Source organism: Caballeronia sp. EK, from assembly GCF_014384845.1.
Lineage (GTDB): Bacteria > Pseudomonadota > Gammaproteobacteria > Burkholderiales > Burkholderiaceae > Caballeronia > Caballeronia jiangsuensis.
On the sequence record NZ_JACSUE010000036.1, the window covers coordinates 1 to 20,138 of the forward strand.

The following is a 20,138-nucleotide window of genomic DNA, read 5'->3' on the forward strand; positions in this document are numbered from 1 at the left end:
CTGACTGCCTCACATAGATGTTCCAAATACTCGTCGAACGACGTCTCCCAGTCCATCACTTCCTCATGCAAAGGATGAAGAAGCTCCTATAATGCCATGTGTTTTATGACACAGTAAGACTAGTAAGCTGTTGAAATACCCTCTACGCGGGTCATCCGGGCTGGAGGGGCAAACGTTGATTGAAGGAATCGAACGACACTGAGACCGAAGCGATGCGCGGAGCGGACGGCTACACCGAATCGATGTTCACGATGTCCAGACTGGATGACTTCGTTCCGGCCAATCACCCGTTGCGACCGATTCGACTGTGGTTGAACGATGCGCTCGCTCGCATGGACGCGGTCTTCTCGCGCATGTATGAGAGCGAGCTCGAGGGCGGTCGTCCGAGCATCGCGCCGGAGAAACTGATTCGCTCATTGCTGTTGCAGGTGCTGTATTCGATACGAAGCGAGCGCATGTTGATGGAGCAAATCTCCTACAACATGCTGTTTCGCTGGTTCGTCGGACTCGCGATGGACGATGCGGTTTGAGACCACTCCACTTTCAGTAAGAACCGTGACCGACTGGTAGTTCACGATTGGGCCAGCCCCCGCAAACGCCGGACATGCGGTAACGCTTAAATTTTGAGGTAGTCTTCTGCCTATGTTTAAGCCTAGTCACAACGTGGAACCTCTAGAAGTTCTGACCCAGCCGGAGCAGCGCCGCCGGCGTTCTGTTGAAGAGAAACTTGCGATAGTTCGCGAGACCTTCGAGCCCGGTGCAACGGTTTCTGGCGTCGCTCGCCGGCATCAAGTAAATGCCAACCAGGTTTTCGGCTGGCGCAAGCTCTATCAGGACGGGAGCCTATCGGCGGTCAGTGCCGGCGAGCAGGTTGTGCCGGCATCAGACCTAGCCGAAGCGATGAAGCAAATTCGCGAGTTGCAGCGATTGCTCGGAAAGAAGACGATGGAGGTAGAAATCCTCCGTGAAGCAGTGGAGTATGGTCGAGCAAAAAAATTGACTGCGCGCTCACCATTGCTGCCGGGGGACGACCGTTGAAAACGGTCTGTGAAGTCCTGGGTGTGTCGCGCTCGAATCTCGCAGTCAAATCGAAGCGGTCGGCTGATTGGGTCGACCGACGCAAGATGCCCGTCCTCGACGACATGGCGCTTGTCGTCGAACTTCACGAGCTGTTAGGCGAGGTGCCGACATATGGATATCGACGTGCTTGGGCGCTGCTGAGGCGAAGCCGGGATGCGCTGGCTCAACCGCGCGTCAATGCAAAGCGGGTGTATCGCGTGATGCGTCGCCACGGCCTGCTGCTTGAACGTCGCCCTCGTCAAGCTTCGTCTACGCGTCGGCATGATGGTAAGGTCGCGGTGGACAGAAGCGACATGCGCTGGTGCTCGGATGGCTTCGAGTTCCGCTGCGATGACGGTGCTCCATTGCGTGTCATCTTCGCACTCGACTGTTGCGACCGCGAAGCGATGAGTTGGGCCGCAAGCACAGGCGGTTACACTGGCGACATGGTGCGTGACGTCATGCTTCAAGCCGTCGAGAACCGCTTCGCCGGCGCGTTGAAGACTGAAACCGAAGTCGAGTGGTTAAGCGACAATGGTTCCTGCTACATTGCCGACGACACATTAAAGTTCTCTCGAAAAATCGGACTGAAGCCGGTCGCGACACCCGTGAGAAGCCCGCAAAGCAACGGGATGGCCGAGAGCTTCGTTAAAACGATGAAGCGTGATTACGTTTCGTGGATGCCGAAGCCCGACGCCAGGACGGCGCTGCAAAACCTGGCCATCGCGTTCGACCACTATAACGAGTCACACCCGCACAGCGCCCTGAAATACCGCTCGCCGCGTGAGTTTCGTCGGCAAGCAGTTTCTCCAACCTAAGCGTGACCGGGCGTCCGGTTATGCGGGGGCAAATCCAGTGACGCGAACGGTCACGACACCAAGCAACTAAATGCGCTGGTCTCGGCCATTCCGCCGATTTGCGGCAAGCGAGGGCGCTCCGTGCGCGAACCCGGCATCGTTCGTGGCGACTGAGGTCACAGCTCCAATACGCACCGGCAGGCGTTGCGCAAGCAGGGGCATCGTGCCAGAATTCGCTCGTATCGGCGCACCGCACGGTAGCTGTCTGGGCGAAACGCGGTGAGTCGCCGAGCGCTCGATTGCCTGGCGGCATTACTTTCGACGCCTGAAGATTCGTTATGAACGATATGACTATATTCACGAGGCATTCCTTTCGCTCGCGTGCGCGCTGATCTGCTGGAACCGGCTTAAGAAGCCTGGAACTTAATTCTGCAACAGCTTCTAAGCCTAGCTCGTAAGAAAATCGCCATAAACGTGCTCGCGTTCTACGCCTTGCCAGCGGAGCGCTCACAGCACCAGGGATTAGCCAATCCGATCGAGTCGACGCTCGCCACCGTGCGCGGTCACCCGGGCTGGCCCCCAAATTGCCTTTCGCGGCCAACGTTACTCGGCATGCCGGCATGCCGTTCAGGCTTTTTGAATTTCCGAGCAGGCGTGACAGGCTAAGGATCAATTCGCTTCGAACGGCTCACTTTCGATCACGAGGACGTCCTTGAAAAAGCACCCGATACATCAATTGTTGGCAGAGCCCCCAACGTCATCAGTTGGCACCTTCCATTCGACGGCCGCGGCCGGATGGTCCCCATTAACCCTTGCTTCCAAATTTCCCCATCCTGGGACCAGATTTGCTATGCGGCTCACCAGCCAGCGTCCCCGCTTCCGGACTGGTCCGAACGCCCGCGGAATACTTGCTTTTCCGCCGGAACAATTATTCTGTAAGATGTGGGCCAGTTGATGCGCAGACGCGCTTCCTCGAGCTGATTCTGACGCTCTTTCTCTCTTGTCGCGCCCCTTAAAAGGATAACCGAACAGCCAATGAGTAGACATGCAACCGAGATCTCTGCGAGGAGCGTTATCATTTCGGTCATCCTTTGATTTGGTGGCGTGACACGCACAGCTTCCCTTTGCGGCGCTCTTTACGTGAGACGTGGCAGTTCGCATGCGTGTACGTCATTCCAAGAAGGCGGTAGACTTCGAATAACCTAAATTCTGAGAGTTAATGCCAAAGCGCCTTCGCGGAGGCGGCGGCACTGAGGAACCAGCCGACGCCGATCGAAATCCCCGTTATTACGACAGCGCCGATTGTCTTATAGAGCGTACGAACGTCCTCGAGACGCTTCGCGGCGAGCAGAAGGGCGTTGTCATCCACTATGCGGTTCGCCTCAGCCACCTCCATGCTAATGTCGAACTTCTTGTCACACGCGTCTGTACGGTGGGTCCAACGCGCGGCGACAAGTGCGGCTACGCGACCCTTGCGATGACGCCCGCTTCTCGAGCGCAGATGACAGAGATATTTGAATCCGAGTTTCGCCAGGGACATATTGATCTCCTTCGACTTAGCCAAGGCTCTGTCATTGACCACGCATTGAATAGACTGTTCCGTCGGCTATCGCCTCCCAAATACGGACCACCTCGATCGCAGCCTATCAGACCGCCTCTTTTGGTACTTTTGTGTTCTGCCACGCTGTTTGTCATAAGCGTCAATTGAACGCTGGCACAGAGGAGTGCGTATTTCGGCGAATCCGAACAGGGACTTCGGTTAAAGTCGGACCGGTTTTCCTCAGGAAGGTGAACAGCCGTTTCGCTGTATCAGTCTGCGCATCCCGTCTTGAGGCGAAGTTAACGCCATGCGAAGGCGTTTCCATCGTAAGAACCGGAGCTACGCGATGGAGAACGCAACAGGTGTCGAGGCCGCTACTCGCCGGCCCAGGCAAGGCGAGGCGTTTTGGCTAGAAATGGTTGTGGCGTGGCGAGCGAGCGGAATGGGTGCACGACATTTCTTGTTCGAGCAAGGACTGGTCAGTACTTTTGGTCTGTGGCGCAAGAAGCTCGCGGAAGCGTCCATGGCACCAGCGTGTTTGCTCGCGATGACCCCGGACGCTGCGTTTGTCGTCGCACATTCGGACGCAACTCCGCTCGCGACGCCGCCTTCATCGAGCGTGGATAGTTCGTCCGCTCGTGATCGCGTGATCGTGACGCGCGCTGGAGTTCGCATTGAACTGGTTGGGGTCCACGCCGAGCGCATTGTGCGCTTCGTGCTCGGACAGCTTGGCGGTGCACGGTGCTGATCGCCACTGATCTCCGAGCCTGCATCTGCCGCGGGCCGGTCGACATGCGCAAATCGATCGACGCGCTGTTGTATCTGGTTGAACCGCTGCTTGCGCAGAAGCCGGCCTCGGGCAACCTGTTCGTGTTTGTCGGCCGGGACCGCACGAAGGTGAAGTGCTTATATTGGGATCGCACCGGGTTCGCGCTCTGGTACAAGCGACTTGAACACGTCTCGTTGTCGGTACTGCGGATGGCTGAATCCGCCGGCGGTTAAGGTGGCTCCTTTTGGGAGAAACTGACGATGTCGGCTCGCCGGACGACGATGCGCAAAATAAAAGGTTCTTCGCAGAATTTCTTGGATGCCCATCGGTGATTTTGTAATCTGACGTCTAGAAATAGACGCTGGAGGCCGAATTGTTGGATCGAAAAGCATTGGAAGCGTTGAGGGTTTCTGGAAAGGCTAGCTGGTGGAGTGGGTGGAATGGCCGCAAGGCGAGCACCGCACGCTTTCGTTGTATCTGAAGCCGGTCGGCAAAGTGATGCGCTGCGAGCAATGCGGCGCCCGCTGCACGCAGATTCAGGAGACAACCGTACGCCGGGTTCGCGATCTTCCGCTGTTTTTGAATATCGAGTGGTGCTGCATGTGCCGCGCCGGCGCGCCCGGTGCGATCGCCGCTCTGGTCCGCCACTGGAGCGGCTGGACTGGCTAGGGCGTTACTGGAGTTGACACGGTTTCGTGGATACCTTGCTATCCTTTGGAACAGAAGGTGGCCCATCATAGGAAAGCACCGTAACCCCTGCCCGCCTGAATTTCGGGCTCGGCTCGGCTGCGCCGCAAGGTACGCCAGCTCGAGCGTGAGCGGAGACTCTGCCAATAGCGGCGGTGGTTTGCACGGGAGACCGTAACCGTGCCCGGGAAGGGTTCGCGTTAATGAAAGCGAATCAGGCCAGATGGCCCACGGCAACGATGGCTCGGCTGCTCGGAGTCTCCGCCTGCGGCTTCTACGCGTGGCTTGAACGCGCGCCATCGAAGCGAGCGTGCAGCGACGCCGAACCGCTCACGCGCATCCGAGCGATTCACGCCTTCTCGCGCGACACCTACGGCATGCCTCGCATTCATTTCGAACTCACCGAGAAAGGCGGGCATGTTGGACGCAAACGGGTTGCCCGTCTGATGCGTCTGGCACGCCGATGCGGTGTGAGCCGGCGGCGCTGGATCAGCACCATACGGTGCGAGCCTGATGCGCGGCCCGCGCCAGATCTCGTGCAGCGGCACTTCGTGGCCGATGCGCCCAGTCGACTGTGGGTAGCGGATGCGACCTATGTGCCGACTGCCGAAGCATTCCTGTATCTCGCGGGGGTGCCCGATGTGTTCAGCCCCGGATAGTGGGGCTGGGCGATGTCGGATCACCAGTACACGGAGCTGATGCTCAGGGCGCTGGACGTGGCCCTCATGCAACGCCGTCCCGTCGACGTCGTCCATGATTCCGATCAGGCGCGCCAATACACATCCATTGCCTTCGGCTGCCGCTGCCGTGAAGCTGCCGTGAAGCTGCCGTGAAGCTGGCGTGCGTCTGTCGACGGGGACCGTGGCGGACTGCTTCGACAACGCCATGTGTGAGAGCCTCTTCGCCACGCTCGAATGCGAATCGCCGCGCCCGCACACACTTCAAAACCCGTGAGCACGTGCGGCAAGCGCTGTTCTCGTGGATCGGAGGTTGGTACAACGTCGGCCGTCGTCATAGCAGCATAGGTTACCGCTTGCCGATCCGCTACGAGCAACTTCACAACGAACAAAACCGAATCCGCTCTATTGGTAAGTTGCCTACCGCCGGCCGGCGTCGTGGTCGTAGCGAGCGACCCGCCGACCGGCCGTGGACAACTCACCGCACGGCTCAAACCGGAGGAAACCAGTCCAGTCGAAATTCAACCGCTTAACCGTACATGGAAGCGGGTCACCCCAAAAAGCGTGCCATGTTCACCTTCCGGACACTCCATATGCTAACTATAGCCCCTCGAGGGACCGGGCGGTTCCAATGCTTTGCAACCGAGCAATCCCGCCTCCAACGCTCGCCCGAGACATCAAATTACAAAATCGTCAACGGACATCCATGAATTTCTGCGAAGAACCAAAAAAAAAGCCGCAGCAAGGCTGCGGCTCATCAAGCTCGACCAATGAGCAGTAGCCGGGAGACTACCGCTGATGATTTTAGGAGAGTGGTCGGACGAAGCTATCGAAAAACAACCGATCCTTCCGATTGTGCGCGAGGATCCTCTAACAGACTGGTGAAAATCCTTTATGAACGCGCGCTCACTTATCAGAAGAACTGGCGTGATGCGGCTTCCCGATTGAATTGACGCCAACTTTCCTTGACTCAGGTGCTACCGATGAACCGCCCCGGATTTTGTAGAGGCTTCAACTCTTGAGAGTGGACCATCGGGTCTTGCCCGACCCCGAAGAAGGAAGCGCACTACTGCTGCAAATGGACTTGGGACGGGATAACCAGCGACGAACCTGTTCAACTAATGCGACGTCGGACCATTCGGACTTTGAAACGAAGTGATGCAGGGACTGGTTCCGCGCACTTAGCATAGCCGGGCCATCGTGTCGTTCGAGCATCGATGGCGGAGCCGCGGACGTGTCAGAAATCTTGTGTGCTGAGGTCGATTAAAGAATCGCAGCTGATGGCGCAGGTGAAGCGCTCGCCGAACAGAATGGCGAACTGATTGACTGCTTGCCGCCAGGTTATAGGCGGCATCTTCCAGTCCTTCTCGATGTTGCGCAAGGCCCAGATACAGCAGTTTGCTGGCAGCTTCGTCGCTCGGGCAGTGGCCGCGATTCTTGACGATCTTGCGCAACTGCATGTGCATGCTCTCGATGGCGTTTGTCGTATATACGATTCGACGCACCTCGGGCGGATAGGCGAAGAAGGGAATCACCTGTTCCCATTGGCGCTGCCACATCGCCGCGACGGTAGGAAATTTGCGGCCCCAATCGCTGCTTGCAAAGGCCTCGAGCGCGGCTGCCGCCGCCTCGGCGGTGGCAGCCTGGTAGATCGGCTTGATCGCGGCCGCCAGCGGCTTGCGGTCTTTCCAGCTCGCCAGATTCAGCGAATTGCGGATCAGATGCACGATGCAGGTCTGGATCTGGGCGCCCGGATAGACCGCCTCAATCGCTTCAGGGAAGCCGCGCAAGCCATCGACCACCGCGATCAGGATGTCGTTCAAGCCGCGGTTCTTCAGTTCGTTGAAAACCTTCAACCAGAACTTGGCGCCCTCGGTTTGCTCGATCCACAGTCCCAGCACTTCCTTGCGACCGTCGGCGCGGATGCCCAGCGCCAGATAGACAGCCTTGTTCTTGACGGTGCCTTCGTCGCGGATCTTCAGTCGCAGCGCGTCAAAGTACACGATCGGATACATCGCCTCGAGCGGGCGTTGCTGCCACTGCTCGACCTCAGCCAGCACCTCGTCGGTGACCGTCGAAATCAGATCGGGCGACACCTGCAGCCCGTACAGCTCCAGCAGATGGCCCTGAATCTCGCGCACGCTCATGCCGCGCGCATAGATGCTGATGACGTGGTCGTCGAAACCCGGCAGCCGGCGTTGATACTTGCCAACCAGTTGCGGCTCAAACGTCGCCTGCCGGTCGCGCGGAATATCCAGCTTCAGTTCGCCGTTGGGCGTCAGGACCGTCTTCGTGCTAGTGCCGTTGCGGTGATTGCCAGCCTTGCCTTGCTCGGTCTCGGCTTCCAGACGGTGGCTCAGCTCGGCCGCGAGCATGCGTTCGGCCAGCCGCTTCTTGAGTTGGCCGGCCAGACCCGATTCGCCCAGGACCGACTCGGCATCCTTGCCCTGAACTTGTGCAAGCAATTGGTCAATTAGCTCATCGGGAAACAGCTTCGGTGCCTTTGTGCTCTGGTTCTTCTTTGTCACGGTTGCTTCGGTCATAGGACGTTATTCCCCTTATCGTCTCATGACCTCGGCACACTAAAATTTGACAGGCTCCTAGTACAGCGGTGTCATAAAATCCGTGGCATTGTAGGAGTTTGTTCATCGTTTTCATGAGGAAGCGATGGACTGGGAATCATCGTTCGACGAGTACCTGGAACACCTCTGCGACACAATTGGACACAGTGATCGTCGTGCCGGTCTGGTGGGATATTGTCAAGGGTTGATGTTGCTGATTGCGCGTGGAAGTATTGAGCCGCGGGCGGCCCATCGCGAGCCGCATCGCGTAAGTGCGCGGCACCAGTCCCTGCATCACTTCGTTTCAAAGTCCGAATGGTCTGACGCCGCATTTGTGAACAGGTTCGTCGCCGGGTATTGCCGCACATGAATCCGTCAAAGGGGTTGTATTGGATCATTGACGATACCGGTTTTCCGGAGATGGGAAAGCATTCGGTGGGCGTGGCGCGGCAATATTGCGGGCAGTTGGGTAAGCAGGGCAATTACCAGGTAGCCGTGAGCCTGTCGGTAGCCACCACGGAGGCGAGCCTGCCCGTCGCTTACCAGCTTTACCTTCCGAAGGGGCGTTTCGTGATGGCGTGAGTGAACTGGGACTGCAACACGCCGTGGGTATCCAGTCGAGCACCCGCGTATGGCCACCGGACCTTGCTCCGACATAGTCCCGTCGCAGTCAAAGACCTTGCGCTAGCGCTCGAACCATCCCGCTATCAGACCGTTTCGTGGCGCGAAGGTACGCGTACCGCCCTGAGTTCCCGCTTTGCGGCGTTGCGCGTGCGGGCTTCGCACCGCGATTATTGGCGGGCTGCGCCGCGCGATGAAGAATGGTTGCTTATCGAGCGGCCCATTGGCGAGCCCGAACCAACCAAATACTGTATTGTGACACGATAATACTAAACATCGAGGCGGGAAATCCCTAACTCGGATGACTACTTTCCAAAACACAAAACGCGCGACAAAATTTCCAAGGTTCTATTAAATAGAGATAACTACGATAGGCCAATCGTTTCAACGTTCGAAGCAGGCATACCGTATGCAAGACGACCTAGATACCGTACGCGATTTTTTTCAAAGAGGTGGGACGGTGCAGGCGCTGATGAAGATGGATCCGCGTGATCTTGAGCATGTCTACGCATATGCCACTCAGCTCTTTGATGGCGGAGACTATGCGGCGGCCAAGCGCTTTTACATGCTGTTATCCCGCCTCAGCCATTGGCAGTTTGATTATTGGTTTGCGCTTGGACTTTGCTGCCAACGCCTTTCTGAACATATGGAGGCGGTGTTTTGTTTCGGGCAAGCCGGACTGTTACGCCTGGATGATCCGCGCCCAGCATATCTTGCCGGGCAGAGTTATCGAATCGCTGGTCAGCCAGAGAATGCCCGCAAGGCACTGGATGCAGCAATCAAGTGGTGTGCGAGCAAGCCTGAGTATGCGGACCTTAGAGAGGAGATTGCGCTGCAACTCTCACTCTTTTCTCACGAGACGATCGCGGTGAATGTCGATGGAGTGGGTTAATTCTTCCCAGGGTAGGGAAGTAGAGCCAAGGGAAATTAGCGCGTTGGAATTCCGTCGTAGGAGGAGTGCAGCGGCACAAAAGGAATTGCGCCGTAGGCTATAGCTGACGGCGCCGCAAAAATAGCGAAAGGCTTCCTCGTGGAGCTGAGCCCAGCCCTGTTGACTGGACTTCCAAACCACACGCCGGAAGCTGCGCCGCAAGTACCGCAGGGTCATGACGAGCAGCCTGGGGCGGCGGTAGCAGTCGGTCTTAGGGTCGCGGGTCAGCGCGCCTTCACCGCAGTCGACCTGGGCTCCTTCGCCGGCAGCGAACTCGAGGTGATCGAACTGTTCAGGGTCGGTAGACGCAGAGCACGAACGAAAGTAAGCGGTAGATTTAGCACACCGAACAGGGAATCAATAGCAAGCGAAGGGCAAGCATGGCCGCGTCTAGCGGTCCTGACGGCGTGCGCGCCAACGCGATGATCGAAGCGTGCTCGCTGGCTCAGCTGACGCTTGCCTTGGCCTGCCGCTTGGCGTAGTTGAACGGCAGCAGGTCGCGGATGTCAGCGTCCGGGGACCGCTGCGGCAACTCGGTTAGCACGTGCAGCAGTCAGGCATATGGTTCGACGCCGCAAGCTCGGCACGTGAGCATCAGACTGTAGACGACCGCGCTTGCTTTCGCACCGGCTTCGTATCGCTGAACAGCCACGATTTTCTCGCTGTGGCAAACGGCCTGATGTCGCGCTCGATGACATCATGCCGACTCCGCGATTATGCCGCGTCACGCATGCGCGTGGCGGTCAGTATGGCCTTTCCTGATCGCTGCATCGGCATAAATCTATGATTTCTTAGGCTGGCTATCGCGCTGGCCAGGAGAGATCAGATGAATGCGACACGCACAGTCAGCGAATCCGGCGGGCTGCCGGCCCATCACATCGATGCATTTCTTGATCGTCTACGGACGGCTCACTACTCCGAGGTATCGCTTCGCAAGAAACGAAGAGTCCTGTGTGCGTTCTCTGGGTGGATGAAGCACAGGAACATCGACCTGATTGACCTCGATGAGTCTGTCACGGCACGTTTTATGAAGCGCATGATCGACGCATCACGAGACCGCGTCCAGCGTGCTCGTCCCACATTGCGGCAGTTTCTCGCCTATCTGCGCGCGGAAGCCATTGTGTGTTCGCCGACATTAGGCAGCCAGTCTGCGATCGCGCACACTTATCGCCGATACCTGGACTATCTGAGGCAGGATCGTGGACTCGCGAAGAACTCTGTGCTCGTCTACGGTCCGTTCATTCGCGACTTTCTCGACAGTCACTCGGCCGGCGACGGAGGTTTATTGCCAGATGCATTTGACGCGGTAACGCTCCGGAATCATCTTCTTGCCCGCAGCAAAGGCCGATCGGCGGAATACACGCGGCTGATGGCAGTTGCGCTTCGCTCGTTCTGCCATTTCCTCTTTCTGCGTGGCGATACGGCCCGAGACCTGGCTGGGTCAGTGCCCTCGGTTCGTAAGTGGCGACAGTCGACTGTGCCGACGTTCCTCACGCCTGAGCAGCAAAAAGCTCTCATTGCATCTGCAGACCGGTCGACTCCGACTGGGCTCCGTGACTATGCAATCCTGCTGTTGTTGGCGAGGCTCGGCTTACGTGCCGGAGAAATCATCGAAATCGAGCTCGACGACATTCACTGGCGTTCGGGGAAACTCGTCGTTCATGGCAAGGGGCAGATGGTCGAGCACGTGCCGCTCTCATCGGAGGTTGGATAGAGAACGACAATTATCTTGGCCGGTCCTTTGACAGTTACCTTGGCCGGTGGTGAGGAGTCGAAGGCGGCGTAGCCGCCGGAGACGACGAACTACCGGCGGCGCCGGAGTAGCGGGGTTTTACGATGGCTGATCGCGTCGAACAAGAAGCGAACAGCCATGCCTGGAACCTACGTGACGGACCAGCAGGTCCGACTCTATATGAGCAAGCGCAAACATCACACTCAGGAAGTCGCCGCGGCGATGGCGGGCATGAGCGTTCGCACGGCCCGGCGCATCGAGCATGACGGCCGTCTGCCGTCGCAGAAGCCATCACGCGCGTGGCGTACACGTCACGATCCGTTCGCGGAAGTTTGGGAGAGCGAGGTCGTGCCATTGCTGCGCCACGCGCCCCGGCTCAAGGCCATCACGTTGCTGTGCAAACTGCAAGAGGCGCATCCGGGCCTCTTCCCTGACAGCATGCGGCGTACGCTCGAGCGGCGCGTCAGCCAATGGCGCGCACTCGAGGGCCCTGGCAAGGAGATCTTCTTCCCGCAGCAGCACTTGCCCGGCGTGCAGGGGCTCTCGGATTTCACCGACATGCGGGATCTGCGCGTGACGGTCGCCGGCGCGCCCCTCGATCACCGGCTCTATCACTTCGTGCTCGCGTTCTCGCACTGGGAATACGCCTATGTCGTCGAAGGTGGCGAGAGCTTCGAGGCCCTCTCCACCGGATTACAGAACGCGCGGTGGCAAGCCGGCGGCTGCCCGCATGAGCATCGGCGCGCTCGTGCACAACACAGCACGCGGCTCGCATGCGGCCAATAGTCGCCGTCGCAAGCTCGACTACCGGCACTTCATCGAGGCGCTCAAGCGCAAGCCCCAGGCGTTTAAGGGGCTGGTGTTTCGCGACGACTTGTTCCCACGCGAGGCGTACCGCCGGACGTGGGAGCGGCTTGAGGCTCGGCTCACGCAGCGCGAAGCCTGCAAGACCATGGTCGGCTTACTGGAACTGGCCGCGAATCACGGAGTCGAGGCCGTTCTTGCTGAGCGGCTCGAGGCGTTGCTCGCCGCTGGTGAGCTGCCCGATCTCGAGCAACTACAGAAAATTTGCGCCGCGGCGGGCGCAATGCCCAGACGTGGCTGTGGACATGCCGACGGCCGCTCTCTACGACACGCTGCTTGGCGAGGAGGCATCTGTATGAACGCGCCCGCAATTTACGATGCCGCCCGTATGGGGCTGATGCTCACCGAGTTGCGCTTGCCGACGATCGCGCGGCTATGGGCTGAGTTCACTCAGCGCTCCGACAAGGAAGGCTGGCCATCGACGCGCCTGCTCGGCGCGCTGCTCGAGCACGAACTGGCCGAGCGCGCGAAACGGCGCATCGAGCGGCATCGCGTCGAATCGCATCTGGACCCAAGCAAGACGCTCGAGGCCTTCGACTTCGGCTTGGTACCGGTGGTGTCCAAGGCACATGTAATGGCGCTCGCGAGCGGCGACTCGTGGCTCGAGAAAGGCGCCACGATCCTGCTGTTTGGGCCACCGGGTGCTGGGAAGAGCCATTTGGGCTCCGGCATTGGTCATGCGCTGATCGACGCCGGGTACCGGGTGCTGTTCACACGCACCGGCGAAATCGTGCAGAAGCTGCAGGCGGCACGCCAAAGCCTGCAGTTGCCATCGATGCTCGCCAAGCTCGATCACTTCGATCTGATCATCCTGGATGACCTGTCATACGTCAGAAAGGACCAGGCGGAAACGAGCGTGCTGTTCGAATTGAACCATTGCCACACGACCTCTTCGTCGGACAGGTCAAACGCATGTTGAAGATACAACAGACCGGCGATCCGTCGCGGTGAGGTGGCCGGGCGTCCTCTGCTCGAAACGAAGCTCTCACTCATCGAACTGCCCAAACGGCCCCAGTTGATCAGATCAGCCAAGCCGACTAGCGGATGCTTCAGGTTGATCTGCTCACGCAGCGGTTGCCGGAAAAATCCCCTTCCGTCACAGGCGTCTTTGGACCCATCCGCACCTCGTCAAAAAATGCAGGAATCAAGCGTCAATATGCCTGCTTCCTGCAATTCGCTCAACATGGTTTGGGGCACAACGTCTTGTCGCGTAAGGCTTTGAGGATTGTTCAGGGTCGACTAGTTATGAACCGCGCCGAGGATGTAGGAGACTTCGGATCTTGGCTGTAATTGGAGATTTGAAGTATGGAAAGCGAAAGCAAGGTAAGGAAGCCCATCGGGACACGATATTCAGATGAGGTGCGGGAGTGCGCGGTGCGGATGGTGTTTGAGCACCAAGACGAGTACCAAACGCAGGGGGCGGCGATCCGATCTGCCGCCTGCTGCTGATCGCACCGTCGACGTATTATGGGCATGTCGGGCGGCGCAGCGATCCGGATTGTGCAGACGGCGATTCACTTAACGCTTGATGGCTGGCGAAGCGAATGAGTGCGAGCGCGCCGCGCTGACCCTCCGATGTCGCCCGTAGCCGTCTCATCAGGAATTAAGGGCGCCCCAAATATTGCCGTCTGGCTTTAAGCACTCTTGATGGAAATTCCAAAATATTGCCTCAAATTTCGGACTAAGCCTAAGTCTCCCATCCAAAGCGAAAGCCGTATGCGCTTTCAACAACTCCTCCAATGCAAGGAGTTCCTCCGAGGCATCATCTTCCTCGAACATTTCCCAAATCTTGTCGTCAATACCGGCTTTAAGATAAGAAGACTCACAATCGCGACACACTGCCCCCTCTGCCTTGAGAAGTTCAACAGCCGCATTATAGTCTCCGATCTCACGACTCCCACGCGCTTTATCGGAACCAGTTAATTCTATATCTAACACCCCGAAGACCTCAATATGGTCTACCTCTCTATTCAGGGAGGACCAGAAATCTACCATTCTCATGCTCTCGATTATGACTTCCTCTCCATCGAAGGACACTTTCAAATCAAAATCTCGGCTTATGAGATTCTTAAACTCAGTGACAACCAATCTCTTATCATCGATTTTCGCTTCAACCTCTTGAATTTGGTCGGGCCCATTCTTTGCCATTTCATGCCAGAGATCTTTCAAGGCTTGATCGATGGCTGCGCCCTTTTTATCTATACTGTCAACCTTGATGAAATCGAAGGTCCTAAGGGTTGGCATCGAGAGAAGCAAATTCTTGATATTTATCGCGTCGACGTAGCTCGCCTCGTGCTTTGCCATATGCGAAAACTTGGAAACATCGTGCATCTCGGCATCTTGAATTCCGTCCAAAGTCCGCGTATTAGTTCGCCCAGTCACCCGACTCATCCCATCTCTCCAATTTAACCGATACCGTTTGTGCCATCTCCCAACCTGCATTTGACAGCCTCTGCCGGCTCGCCAAGCGATTCCTGTCCATTCTACGGAATCGACCGCGCTGTACTTTTTAAAATCGGGAACGCTTCTGTTTATTGGATCTCTGAGGTCGGCTCGGTTTGAGGGACGGACTTTCGGTCAGAGACGCGTCAGTGTCCTTCGGAGTCTGTTGATGTCGTCCACGCAGCCGACCATGTCTCAGACTTCGTCTCATGTGATTGCACGCGGCAGATTGGCCAGACGATGGACCCGCGGCACCTCCACCGCCGCGCTGAGGTCCCGCTCGACGATCCTCTCACGATGACAGTACCTAAGGAACACGCGCAGTGTTCCACACAGATCGCGCCGTGTCGTGCGTGCCAAGACCGCGCAACGCTCGACAAGGAAAGTGGCGAGCAATGATGGCGACACCGACGCCAGTGATGTGGCTCCAGTACCATCGAGAAATGCGCTCCAGCCTTTGAGGTAGAAGGCGCGTAGCGCCCGATGGTATCGACCTTTAATCCGCGGTCGTCGCGCAAGTGGCTAGCAAATCCGGGAACTTCCAATTTAAACGGGAACGGCTTGCGTTCATGGTATGCCCCGACGCTGCCATACAGCGCCAACTCCAGCATCTGTCGGACTGGATTACACGCGTCATAAGCGACCTGCGCGCGAGTGACATCAGAATGGCACGACTTACCGTGAATCGACAGCCGGTGATGCGCGAAGGCCTCGATGTGGTCCAGCGCAGTCTGCCGTCGGTTGCGCCGCGGGCGCTTGCGAATTCGCCGAACTGGCAAAGAATGAGCACGCGTCTGCAAACGTTGCGGTCCGCATAGCCCTGCGCACGCAGCCAACTGACGTAGTGCTCGATATAGGCCCCGGCGACGTTGGCCAAAATACGATCGACGGTGGTTGGCTTGACGTAGTAGTACTCCAACATGACAACCTCCGTTCCAAAATGGGAAGGGAGATTGATCATCCACCATCCGACCTGCGTTATGTGCCCGGCTGCGGTCGAGGCTTGAGGCGCGTGCGCCTCTCAGGCCGCTAGGGCACAAAACAAGTCAGGGCACAAAACTGCGCGACTTACCCTGCCGCCAGCGCTACCACAGCAGTGCTTTGTGCCCCTCGCTGTAGCAAATCCGACATCGCTGTCGTCGAACGTCAGCAAATGCCGCCGAGGAGGCCTCGGTGTTCATTTTATTATCTATTACCTAATTTCGGCGGCAGAGCCAAGGACATCATCAGTTGTACGTTTTCGTTGTTAGGCGCATCATTGGCTCGCATCAATCCCCCGAAGTCGGACTCCCCCCTTCTGACCGAAACTTGGCAGCCGTTACGAACATTCGCGCTCTGAGCACATCTACTCAGTGAGCAGACCGTCTTGGACCCGATGCGGCACGGACTGCAGTTTTTGACTACGACGTGGCCTACTATTCCGTCGGGCTCCGAAAAAACGGTCGCGCGTGACACTCGATTGTCTCGCCAATGCGTTGCCGCAATCATGGTTTGTTTTATCCGGTAGGCGAATTGGCCGCCTCGAACTCGCCGCCCGCCCCCACCCTCTCAATTTCGGACCTACGCTCTGCGTCTTGCCGCGAGACTCGCCCATTGGACGGGTACCCGTCGAACGGAGACGTTTCGGGCGCGGCTTTCGTGGCTTTCATATTCTTACGTGCAGCTCCATTCCTACTGATAAATCTTACGACATAGATTAATATGCCCAAATTGCTACATCTCGTTGCAGATAATTCGTATTCAACGTAATATTTTGACTAGTAGACTGGGTCTGCGGAATGAGTCGATCTCGTGTCGTCTGTAAGGCCCAATCATTTGGATCGATGATCGAAAGGTGACCATTTTCTTGACGGATCTCCAATACATTGATGTGCTGCTTAAGCGATTGTAGCCGTGCTTTTGCCGAAGAAATTTCACCGCCTCCGCTTAAACCGCAGTCACGCATACAACTTTCAACTTCATCACCGGTAAGGCGTTTGATCGAGGCAATTTGATCGTGATCCATTACCGGAGGCAACCAAACTCCTCGAACCGCAGAGCCGGCACTCTCCTTTAGAACGTCCTTTGCATCTTTGAGAAGGACTCCGTTTGGATGCCGCTCGAGTTCCGGATCTAGTTCTGCCACCCCGTGTTGCGCATAAATCAGGTAGTTCGGATGGCGCACGAGCTCTCCGGCACACTGATCATTATCGATTCCCCATACTGCGTGGCCTTCCACATCTATGAAGTAGTTTGCCGCATGGCGGTCTGCCTGTCCCGTGATCGCATCGAGAAGTTGCAGATCGAACATCTTTTTAATTAGCTGCGGATCCTCCATAATTCGAACGAAGCATTCTTTGCCGGCGTGGAAGGCTGGCACCCTAGTCGCCACAGCTTGGATATAACCAAACTCACCGTCGATATGAGCAAATTTCGTCTCCGGAATAACATCTAAACCGAGGCGATTACATAGGTTCCAAGTAAAGACACTTCTATTACCCAGCCGCGCATTGTTTCGGTCTATCCCGGAAACAAATCCAGCGTCGCCGGCATTATGCCGATTGCTCTTCTTGAAAAACCTATCGTCGCTTTATCCTTTTCTATTCGGAATGTGTCATCCGAGTCGTCGATGGGGCACTGCTTGAACGAGTCATCGAGAAAGCCGTAAGAAATCTCCGCTTTTTTTAACCTTTCTTATCGGTCGGGATTCGGAGTAACCGAATCGCTCTCCAGAACTGGACTGGCATCCGTTAGCCGGCACGAACTTTCGGTAGTCGCCCCTGTGCAATCCTCAAAACACGAGCGTGAATCCACGTTGCGCCAGCGCCGCGGGCGATGGGAAATGCCCATGTTCAAGCCGCTTGTACCAGAGCGCGAACCCCGTGCGATCCCAATACAGGCACTTCCCCTTCATGCGGTCCCGGCCGACGAACACGAACAGGTTGCCCGAAGCCGGCTTCTGCGCAAGAAGCGGTTCGACCAGATACGACAGCGTGTCGATTGACTTGCGCATGTCGACAGGCTCGCGGCAGATGTAAGCTCGGACGTCAGCGGCGATCAGCACCGTGCACCGCCAAGCTGCCCGAGCACGAAGCGCACAATGCGCTCAGCATGCTCGCCACTCAATTCGATGCGAACGCCGGCGATCGATAACGTGACGCGATCACGGGTCGATGATGATGGTGTATCGGCTGACGCAGATGATGGTGTCACCGCAGGCTCACTTTCGAGGCGAGCAATGACAAACGCGGCGTCGGCCGTCACGGCCAGCGGACTCGTTGAAGGCGTTTCGCCCGTAAGCTTCTTGCGCCGCAACCCGAAAGTACTGACGGCAAGGCCTTATTCGCGATAGAAACGTCGAGTGCCAACGCCGCTGATCTTCGATGTTGCCACCATCTCTCGCCAGAACGCTTCGCCCTGGCGCGGGCGTCGCGCACGCATTCGCACCGCAGCACGGCCCACCGCGTCGTCGTCCATCCCATCCCTCCAATCACTACGATGGCCAAACCTTCGCATCATGCACGCGGACAATCAAGACGGGTTGCGCTGACGGATACGAAGTTAGTGAAATCAGGGCTCTCTCAGAGCAGGTGCAAATTGCGTACGAAGAGCGGAAGAACGATCCGGCATCTTGAATGGATTGGAAACAGGACTTCTCCAGAGCATCGCCGACCAAGTAAGCGAAGCAATGTCTGCGAATCGTACAACTTAGTCGCGCATTTCGTACCTTTCATGAAGCGAATCCAGTTCGCTTAGAGTGTCTCGCGACAAGATCACGAATCCATCCTCATCACGCAGATGATTCGTTAATAAGCCATCTAATTCTGTACATGCGCTCGAGACTTCCCCACCAATCTTGAGCTCTTTGGAGACATCGTTAAGGATTCCAGGGGCGAGATGCAAAACGCCGTTCGCGTCCGACAGGACACCGCGAGTGAGTAGTGAAATCGCCCTATCAAAATGCTCGTCGTTAGTACGTCGCGTGAATCGATCGGGCAGGGACCGAAGTCCGGACTCGGCTTGTACGTAGTGACGCAAGTCACTAAGCGACATTTCTCCTAAGGCTGCCTCTCTAATACATCGCTCCGTTCGTGCATCAATTGACTTAATTTTCAAAATGCCGTCCTCGTCCTGCTCGATATGAATGCTCTCCCGATCTAATTGGACGGCAACACGACTGCCGTTCGAGCCCATGGCTAGAAGGCTCAGATGAATCTCCTTTACAAGCCGCTCAAGAACATGTGACTTTTCTCTTGCACCGGAAAACGGCAGAAATGAAAGAAACTTGAATCGCAATAACGCGGACATCTCGTGCTCGTCGCGGAGTGCGCCCAGCGCGGTTATAAAACCGGGCGAAAACACCATCACTCCGTCCTTCATCTCCCCACGCTCACGTAACAAGCTACGCAATTCTATATAGGCTTTGGAGGGTTTCAAATTGTACTTAAAGTCGTCCTGAATATCGTAAATGTCTTGGAGGGTCTGTACGGGAAAATATGAAAAGCCGCGCTCGTCTAACAACATGCCGCGAGTGAGGAGCGACGCCGCCTCGTCAAAATGCTCATCGTAGATCGGCAGCAGGAATTGACCGGGATATGCCGTGAGCCCTGACTCACCTTCTATGCGAGAAAGCAACTCTACAAACGGCATTTGGATTATCGCAATCTCTTTATTGGAATTCCTAATTGTCACCGTTTCGTCCGCATTCTGTGCAAACGAGATTTCTTCGCGATCGACTTTGACGATAACTTGATTGGCGCACCGCTTCTTCGTAAGCAGAGCAAGATGAAGATCTTTTACTAGTTGATCAAGAGCTTCTTTTTTCTTCGCCACGTTGGAGATTTTGATGAAGGAATAAATACCGAACGTCAATATCGAGAGAAGTAAGTCCTTAAAACCACCATAATCCCCGTAGCTTGCGCCTCGCACCGCAATTGGTGACTTACTGCCGCGCTCATCATCTGAGCCGATGTCCAGAAATGCCCTTGATAGGGTACTCATCGTCACTATATCTCCCACCATCGCACCTTTAATTAGCGAGGCATGCGGCCTCTAGAATGTTATCGAGCCCATGGTTCAAACGACATGATAGGCGATGCTTCGTCTCGTTCTTTCTCAAAATCGCACTGACGATTGTAAACTCGCAGCCTTGTGCTTGTTGTCGTCGCGCTTGCACCTCCTCTCAACACTCAGCGCGCCCGATTCTTATGTCATGCACCTTTTGTGTCTTGTCCGAGCCCCTACTCATACGATCACCGCTCCGCCAGCGCTGGCAGGATTGCGATTCGCTGAAAGCCCTCTTGCAGAGTTGACCAAGAAGAGTGAGAAGTTGGCTAAAAGGACTTTCTCATTTAACTGTGAACGCCGGTCTAAATCCGACACTAAGCGACGGCGTCGTGGAATTGATCCGCTAAACGAGCGGTTTCTCGTTGAGGAATGGCAGGGAGCGTGCAGCCGGGCACTGATGGCGCTTTGTGCG

15 protein-coding genes and 10 pseudogenes are annotated in these 20,138 nt (G+C 56.7%); 13 read left to right on the forward strand and 12 right to left on the reverse strand.

Annotated features, from left to right (window positions below; all coding sequences use genetic code 11):
- Positions 1 to 212: 212 nt before the first annotated feature.
- The 3 genes and pseudogenes from IAG25_RS39855 to IAG25_RS41910 form a co-directional block, all read left to right on the forward strand.
- Positions 213 to 527, forward strand: a pseudogene (locus tag IAG25_RS39855) (transposase); the annotation flags it as partial.
- Between the two features lie 115 nt (positions 528 to 642).
- A protein-coding gene (locus IAG25_RS39860) for an IS3 family transposase (RefSeq protein WP_187609746.1) occupies positions 643 to 1,877 on the forward strand; the annotation gives its coding sequence in 2 pieces (ribosomal slippage) (positions 643 to 997 and positions 997 to 1,877; 1,236 coding nt in all).
- A gap of 36 nt (positions 1,878 to 1,913) precedes the next feature.
- Positions 1,914 to 2,283, forward strand: a pseudogene (locus IAG25_RS41910) (transposase); the annotation flags it as partial.
- 789 nt (positions 2,284 to 3,072) lie between these two features.
- Here the strand turns inward: IAG25_RS41910 and IAG25_RS39865 are convergent.
- Positions 3,073 to 3,396 carry a hypothetical protein gene (locus IAG25_RS39865; protein ID WP_187609747.1) on the reverse strand — a complete coding sequence of 108 codons (324 nt, stop codon included), beginning with the start codon at positions 3,394 to 3,396 and terminating at the stop codon, positions 3,073 to 3,075.
- Positions 3,397 to 3,742: 346 nt separating this feature from the next.
- Here IAG25_RS39865 and tnpA point away from each other — a divergent pair, with 346 nt between their 5' ends.
- The 5 genes and pseudogenes from tnpA to IAG25_RS39890 all read left to right on the forward strand — a co-directional run bounded on the left by tnpA (position 3,743) and on the right by IAG25_RS39890 (position 5,685).
- On the forward strand, positions 3,743 to 4,144 hold the full coding sequence (gene tnpA / locus IAG25_RS39870) for an IS66 family insertion sequence element accessory protein TnpA (RefSeq protein WP_187609748.1): 402 nt from the start codon (positions 3,743 to 3,745) through the stop codon (positions 4,142 to 4,144).
- Positions 4,138 to 4,398: an IS66 family insertion sequence element accessory protein TnpB gene (tnpB, locus tag IAG25_RS39875; protein WP_187609749.1), complete on the forward strand. Its 261-nt coding sequence runs from the start codon at positions 4,138 to 4,140 to the stop codon at positions 4,396 to 4,398. Before tnpA ends, tnpB (IAG25_RS39875) begins: the two co-directional genes overlap by 7 nt.
- A 140-nt stretch (positions 4,399 to 4,538) precedes the next feature.
- Positions 4,539 to 4,842 (forward strand): annotated as a pseudogene (locus IAG25_RS39880) (transposase family protein); the annotation flags it as partial.
- Positions 4,843 to 5,091: 249 nt separating this feature from the next.
- Positions 5,092 to 5,511, forward strand: a complete 420-nt coding sequence (locus IAG25_RS39885; protein ID WP_187609750.1) for an IS3 family transposase — start codon at positions 5,092 to 5,094, stop codon at positions 5,509 to 5,511.
- Between the two features lie 12 nt (positions 5,512 to 5,523).
- Complete coding sequence (locus IAG25_RS39890; protein ID WP_187609751.1) at positions 5,524 to 5,685, forward strand: hypothetical protein; 162 nt, start codon at positions 5,524 to 5,526, stop codon at positions 5,683 to 5,685.
- Between the two features lie 1,081 nt (positions 5,686 to 6,766).
- On the opposite strand, the pseudogene IAG25_RS39895 reads toward IAG25_RS39890, so the two are convergent.
- Positions 6,767 to 8,072, reverse strand: a pseudogene (locus tag IAG25_RS39895) (IS256 family transposase).
- A gap of 124 nt (positions 8,073 to 8,196) precedes the next feature.
- Between IAG25_RS39895 and IAG25_RS39900 the strand changes: the two are divergent.
- A pseudogene (locus IAG25_RS39900) lies at positions 8,197 to 8,972 on the forward strand (IS701 family transposase); the annotation flags it as partial.
- 148 nt (positions 8,973 to 9,120) lie between these two features.
- Positions 9,121 to 9,603: a SycD/LcrH family type III secretion system chaperone gene (locus IAG25_RS39905; RefSeq protein WP_187609752.1), complete on the forward strand. Its 483-nt coding sequence runs from the start codon at positions 9,121 to 9,123 to the stop codon at positions 9,601 to 9,603.
- Between the two features lie 84 nt (positions 9,604 to 9,687).
- On the opposite strand, the pseudogene IAG25_RS41915 reads toward IAG25_RS39905, so the two are convergent.
- Positions 9,688 to 9,942, reverse strand: a pseudogene (locus tag IAG25_RS41915) (IS21 family transposase); the annotation flags it as partial.
- A gap of 145 nt (positions 9,943 to 10,087) precedes the next feature.
- Positions 10,088 to 10,344 (reverse strand): annotated as a pseudogene (locus IAG25_RS39910) (transposase domain-containing protein); the annotation flags it as partial.
- Between the two features lie 124 nt (positions 10,345 to 10,468).
- Here IAG25_RS39910 and IAG25_RS39915 point away from each other — a divergent pair.
- From IAG25_RS39915 to IAG25_RS39925, 3 genes and pseudogenes are all read left to right on the forward strand, one after another.
- A complete protein-coding gene (locus IAG25_RS39915; protein WP_255504336.1) occupies positions 10,469 to 11,356 on the forward strand; it encodes a tyrosine-type recombinase/integrase in 888 nt (295 codons plus the stop codon).
- Positions 11,357 to 11,512: 156 nt separating this feature from the next.
- Positions 11,513 to 12,537, forward strand: a pseudogene (locus IAG25_RS39920) (hypothetical protein).
- Positions 12,534 to 13,109 (forward strand): annotated as a pseudogene (locus IAG25_RS39925) (ATP-binding protein); the annotation flags it as partial. The pseudogenes IAG25_RS39920 and IAG25_RS39925, both read left to right, overlap by 4 nt.
- A gap of 2 nt (positions 13,110 to 13,111) precedes the next feature.
- Here IAG25_RS39925 and IAG25_RS39930 read toward each other — a convergent pair.
- The 8 genes and pseudogenes from IAG25_RS39930 to IAG25_RS39965 all read right to left on the reverse strand — a co-directional run.
- Positions 13,112 to 13,356, reverse strand: a pseudogene (locus IAG25_RS39930) (transposase); the annotation flags it as partial.
- Positions 13,357 to 13,834: 478 nt separating this feature from the next.
- Positions 13,835 to 14,629: a hypothetical protein gene (locus IAG25_RS39935; protein WP_187609753.1), complete on the reverse strand. Its 795-nt coding sequence runs from the start codon at positions 14,627 to 14,629 to the stop codon at positions 13,835 to 13,837.
- A gap of 547 nt (positions 14,630 to 15,176) precedes the next feature.
- Positions 15,177 to 15,602, reverse strand: coding sequence for a hypothetical protein (locus tag IAG25_RS39940; protein ID WP_187609754.1), 426 nt, complete (start codon positions 15,600 to 15,602; stop codon positions 15,177 to 15,179).
- Positions 15,603 to 16,376: 774 nt separating this feature from the next.
- Positions 16,377 to 17,039 carry a hypothetical protein gene (locus tag IAG25_RS39945; RefSeq protein WP_187609755.1) on the reverse strand — a complete coding sequence of 221 codons (663 nt, stop codon included), beginning with the start codon at positions 17,037 to 17,039 and terminating at the stop codon, positions 16,377 to 16,379.
- Positions 17,040 to 17,450: 411 nt separating this feature from the next.
- Positions 17,451 to 17,672, reverse strand: coding sequence for an IS66 family insertion sequence element accessory protein TnpB (gene tnpB, locus IAG25_RS39950; RefSeq protein ID WP_187609756.1), 222 nt, complete (start codon positions 17,670 to 17,672; stop codon positions 17,451 to 17,453).
- 44 nt (positions 17,673 to 17,716) lie between these two features.
- On the reverse strand, positions 17,717 to 17,923 hold the full coding sequence (locus IAG25_RS39955) for a hypothetical protein (protein ID WP_187609757.1): 207 nt from the start codon (positions 17,921 to 17,923) through the stop codon (positions 17,717 to 17,719).
- Between the two features lie 75 nt (positions 17,924 to 17,998).
- Entirely contained in the window at positions 17,999 to 18,136 is a 138-nt protein-coding gene (locus tag IAG25_RS39960) for a hypothetical protein (RefSeq protein WP_187609758.1), read from the reverse strand.
- A 231-nt stretch (positions 18,137 to 18,367) separates the two neighbouring features.
- Positions 18,368 to 19,660: a hypothetical protein gene (locus IAG25_RS39965; RefSeq protein WP_187609759.1), complete on the reverse strand. Its 1,293-nt coding sequence runs from the start codon at positions 19,658 to 19,660 to the stop codon at positions 18,368 to 18,370.
- Positions 19,661 to 20,138 lie beyond the last annotated feature (478 nt).

Bases quoted from the DNA above. Each gene is read 5' to 3' on its own strand.
- IAG25_RS39965 (WP_187609759.1), bottom strand. From the start codon at position 19,660: ATGAGTACCCTATCAAGGGCATTTCTGGACATCGGCTCAGATGATGAG.
- IAG25_RS39940 (WP_187609754.1), bottom strand. From the start codon at position 15,602: ATGTTGGAGTACTACTACGTCAAGCCAACCACCGTCGATCGTATTTTG.
- IAG25_RS39935 (WP_187609753.1), bottom strand. From the start codon at position 14,629: ATGAGTCGGGTGACTGGGCGAACTAATACGCGGACTTTGGACGGAATT.
- IAG25_RS39960 (WP_187609758.1), bottom strand. From the start codon at position 18,136: ATGGACGACGACGCGGTGGGCCGTGCTGCGGTGCGAATGCGTGCGCGA.
- IAG25_RS39885 (WP_187609750.1), top strand. From the start codon at position 5,092: ATGGCTCGGCTGCTCGGAGTCTCCGCCTGCGGCTTCTACGCGTGGCTT.
- IAG25_RS39915 (WP_255504336.1), top strand. From the start codon at position 10,469: ATGAATGCGACACGCACAGTCAGCGAATCCGGCGGGCTGCCGGCCCAT.
- IAG25_RS39905 (WP_187609752.1), top strand. From the start codon at position 9,121: ATGCAAGACGACCTAGATACCGTACGCGATTTTTTTCAAAGAGGTGGG.
- IAG25_RS39865 (WP_187609747.1), bottom strand. From the start codon at position 3,396: ATGTCCCTGGCGAAACTCGGATTCAAATATCTCTGTCATCTGCGCTCG.
- tnpB (WP_187609756.1), bottom strand. From the start codon at position 17,672: ATGCGCAAGTCAATCGACACGCTGTCGTATCTGGTCGAACCGCTTCTT.
- IAG25_RS39890 (WP_187609751.1), top strand. From the start codon at position 5,524: ATGTCGGATCACCAGTACACGGAGCTGATGCTCAGGGCGCTGGACGTG.
- tnpA (WP_187609748.1), top strand. From the start codon at position 3,743: ATGGAGAACGCAACAGGTGTCGAGGCCGCTACTCGCCGGCCCAGGCAA.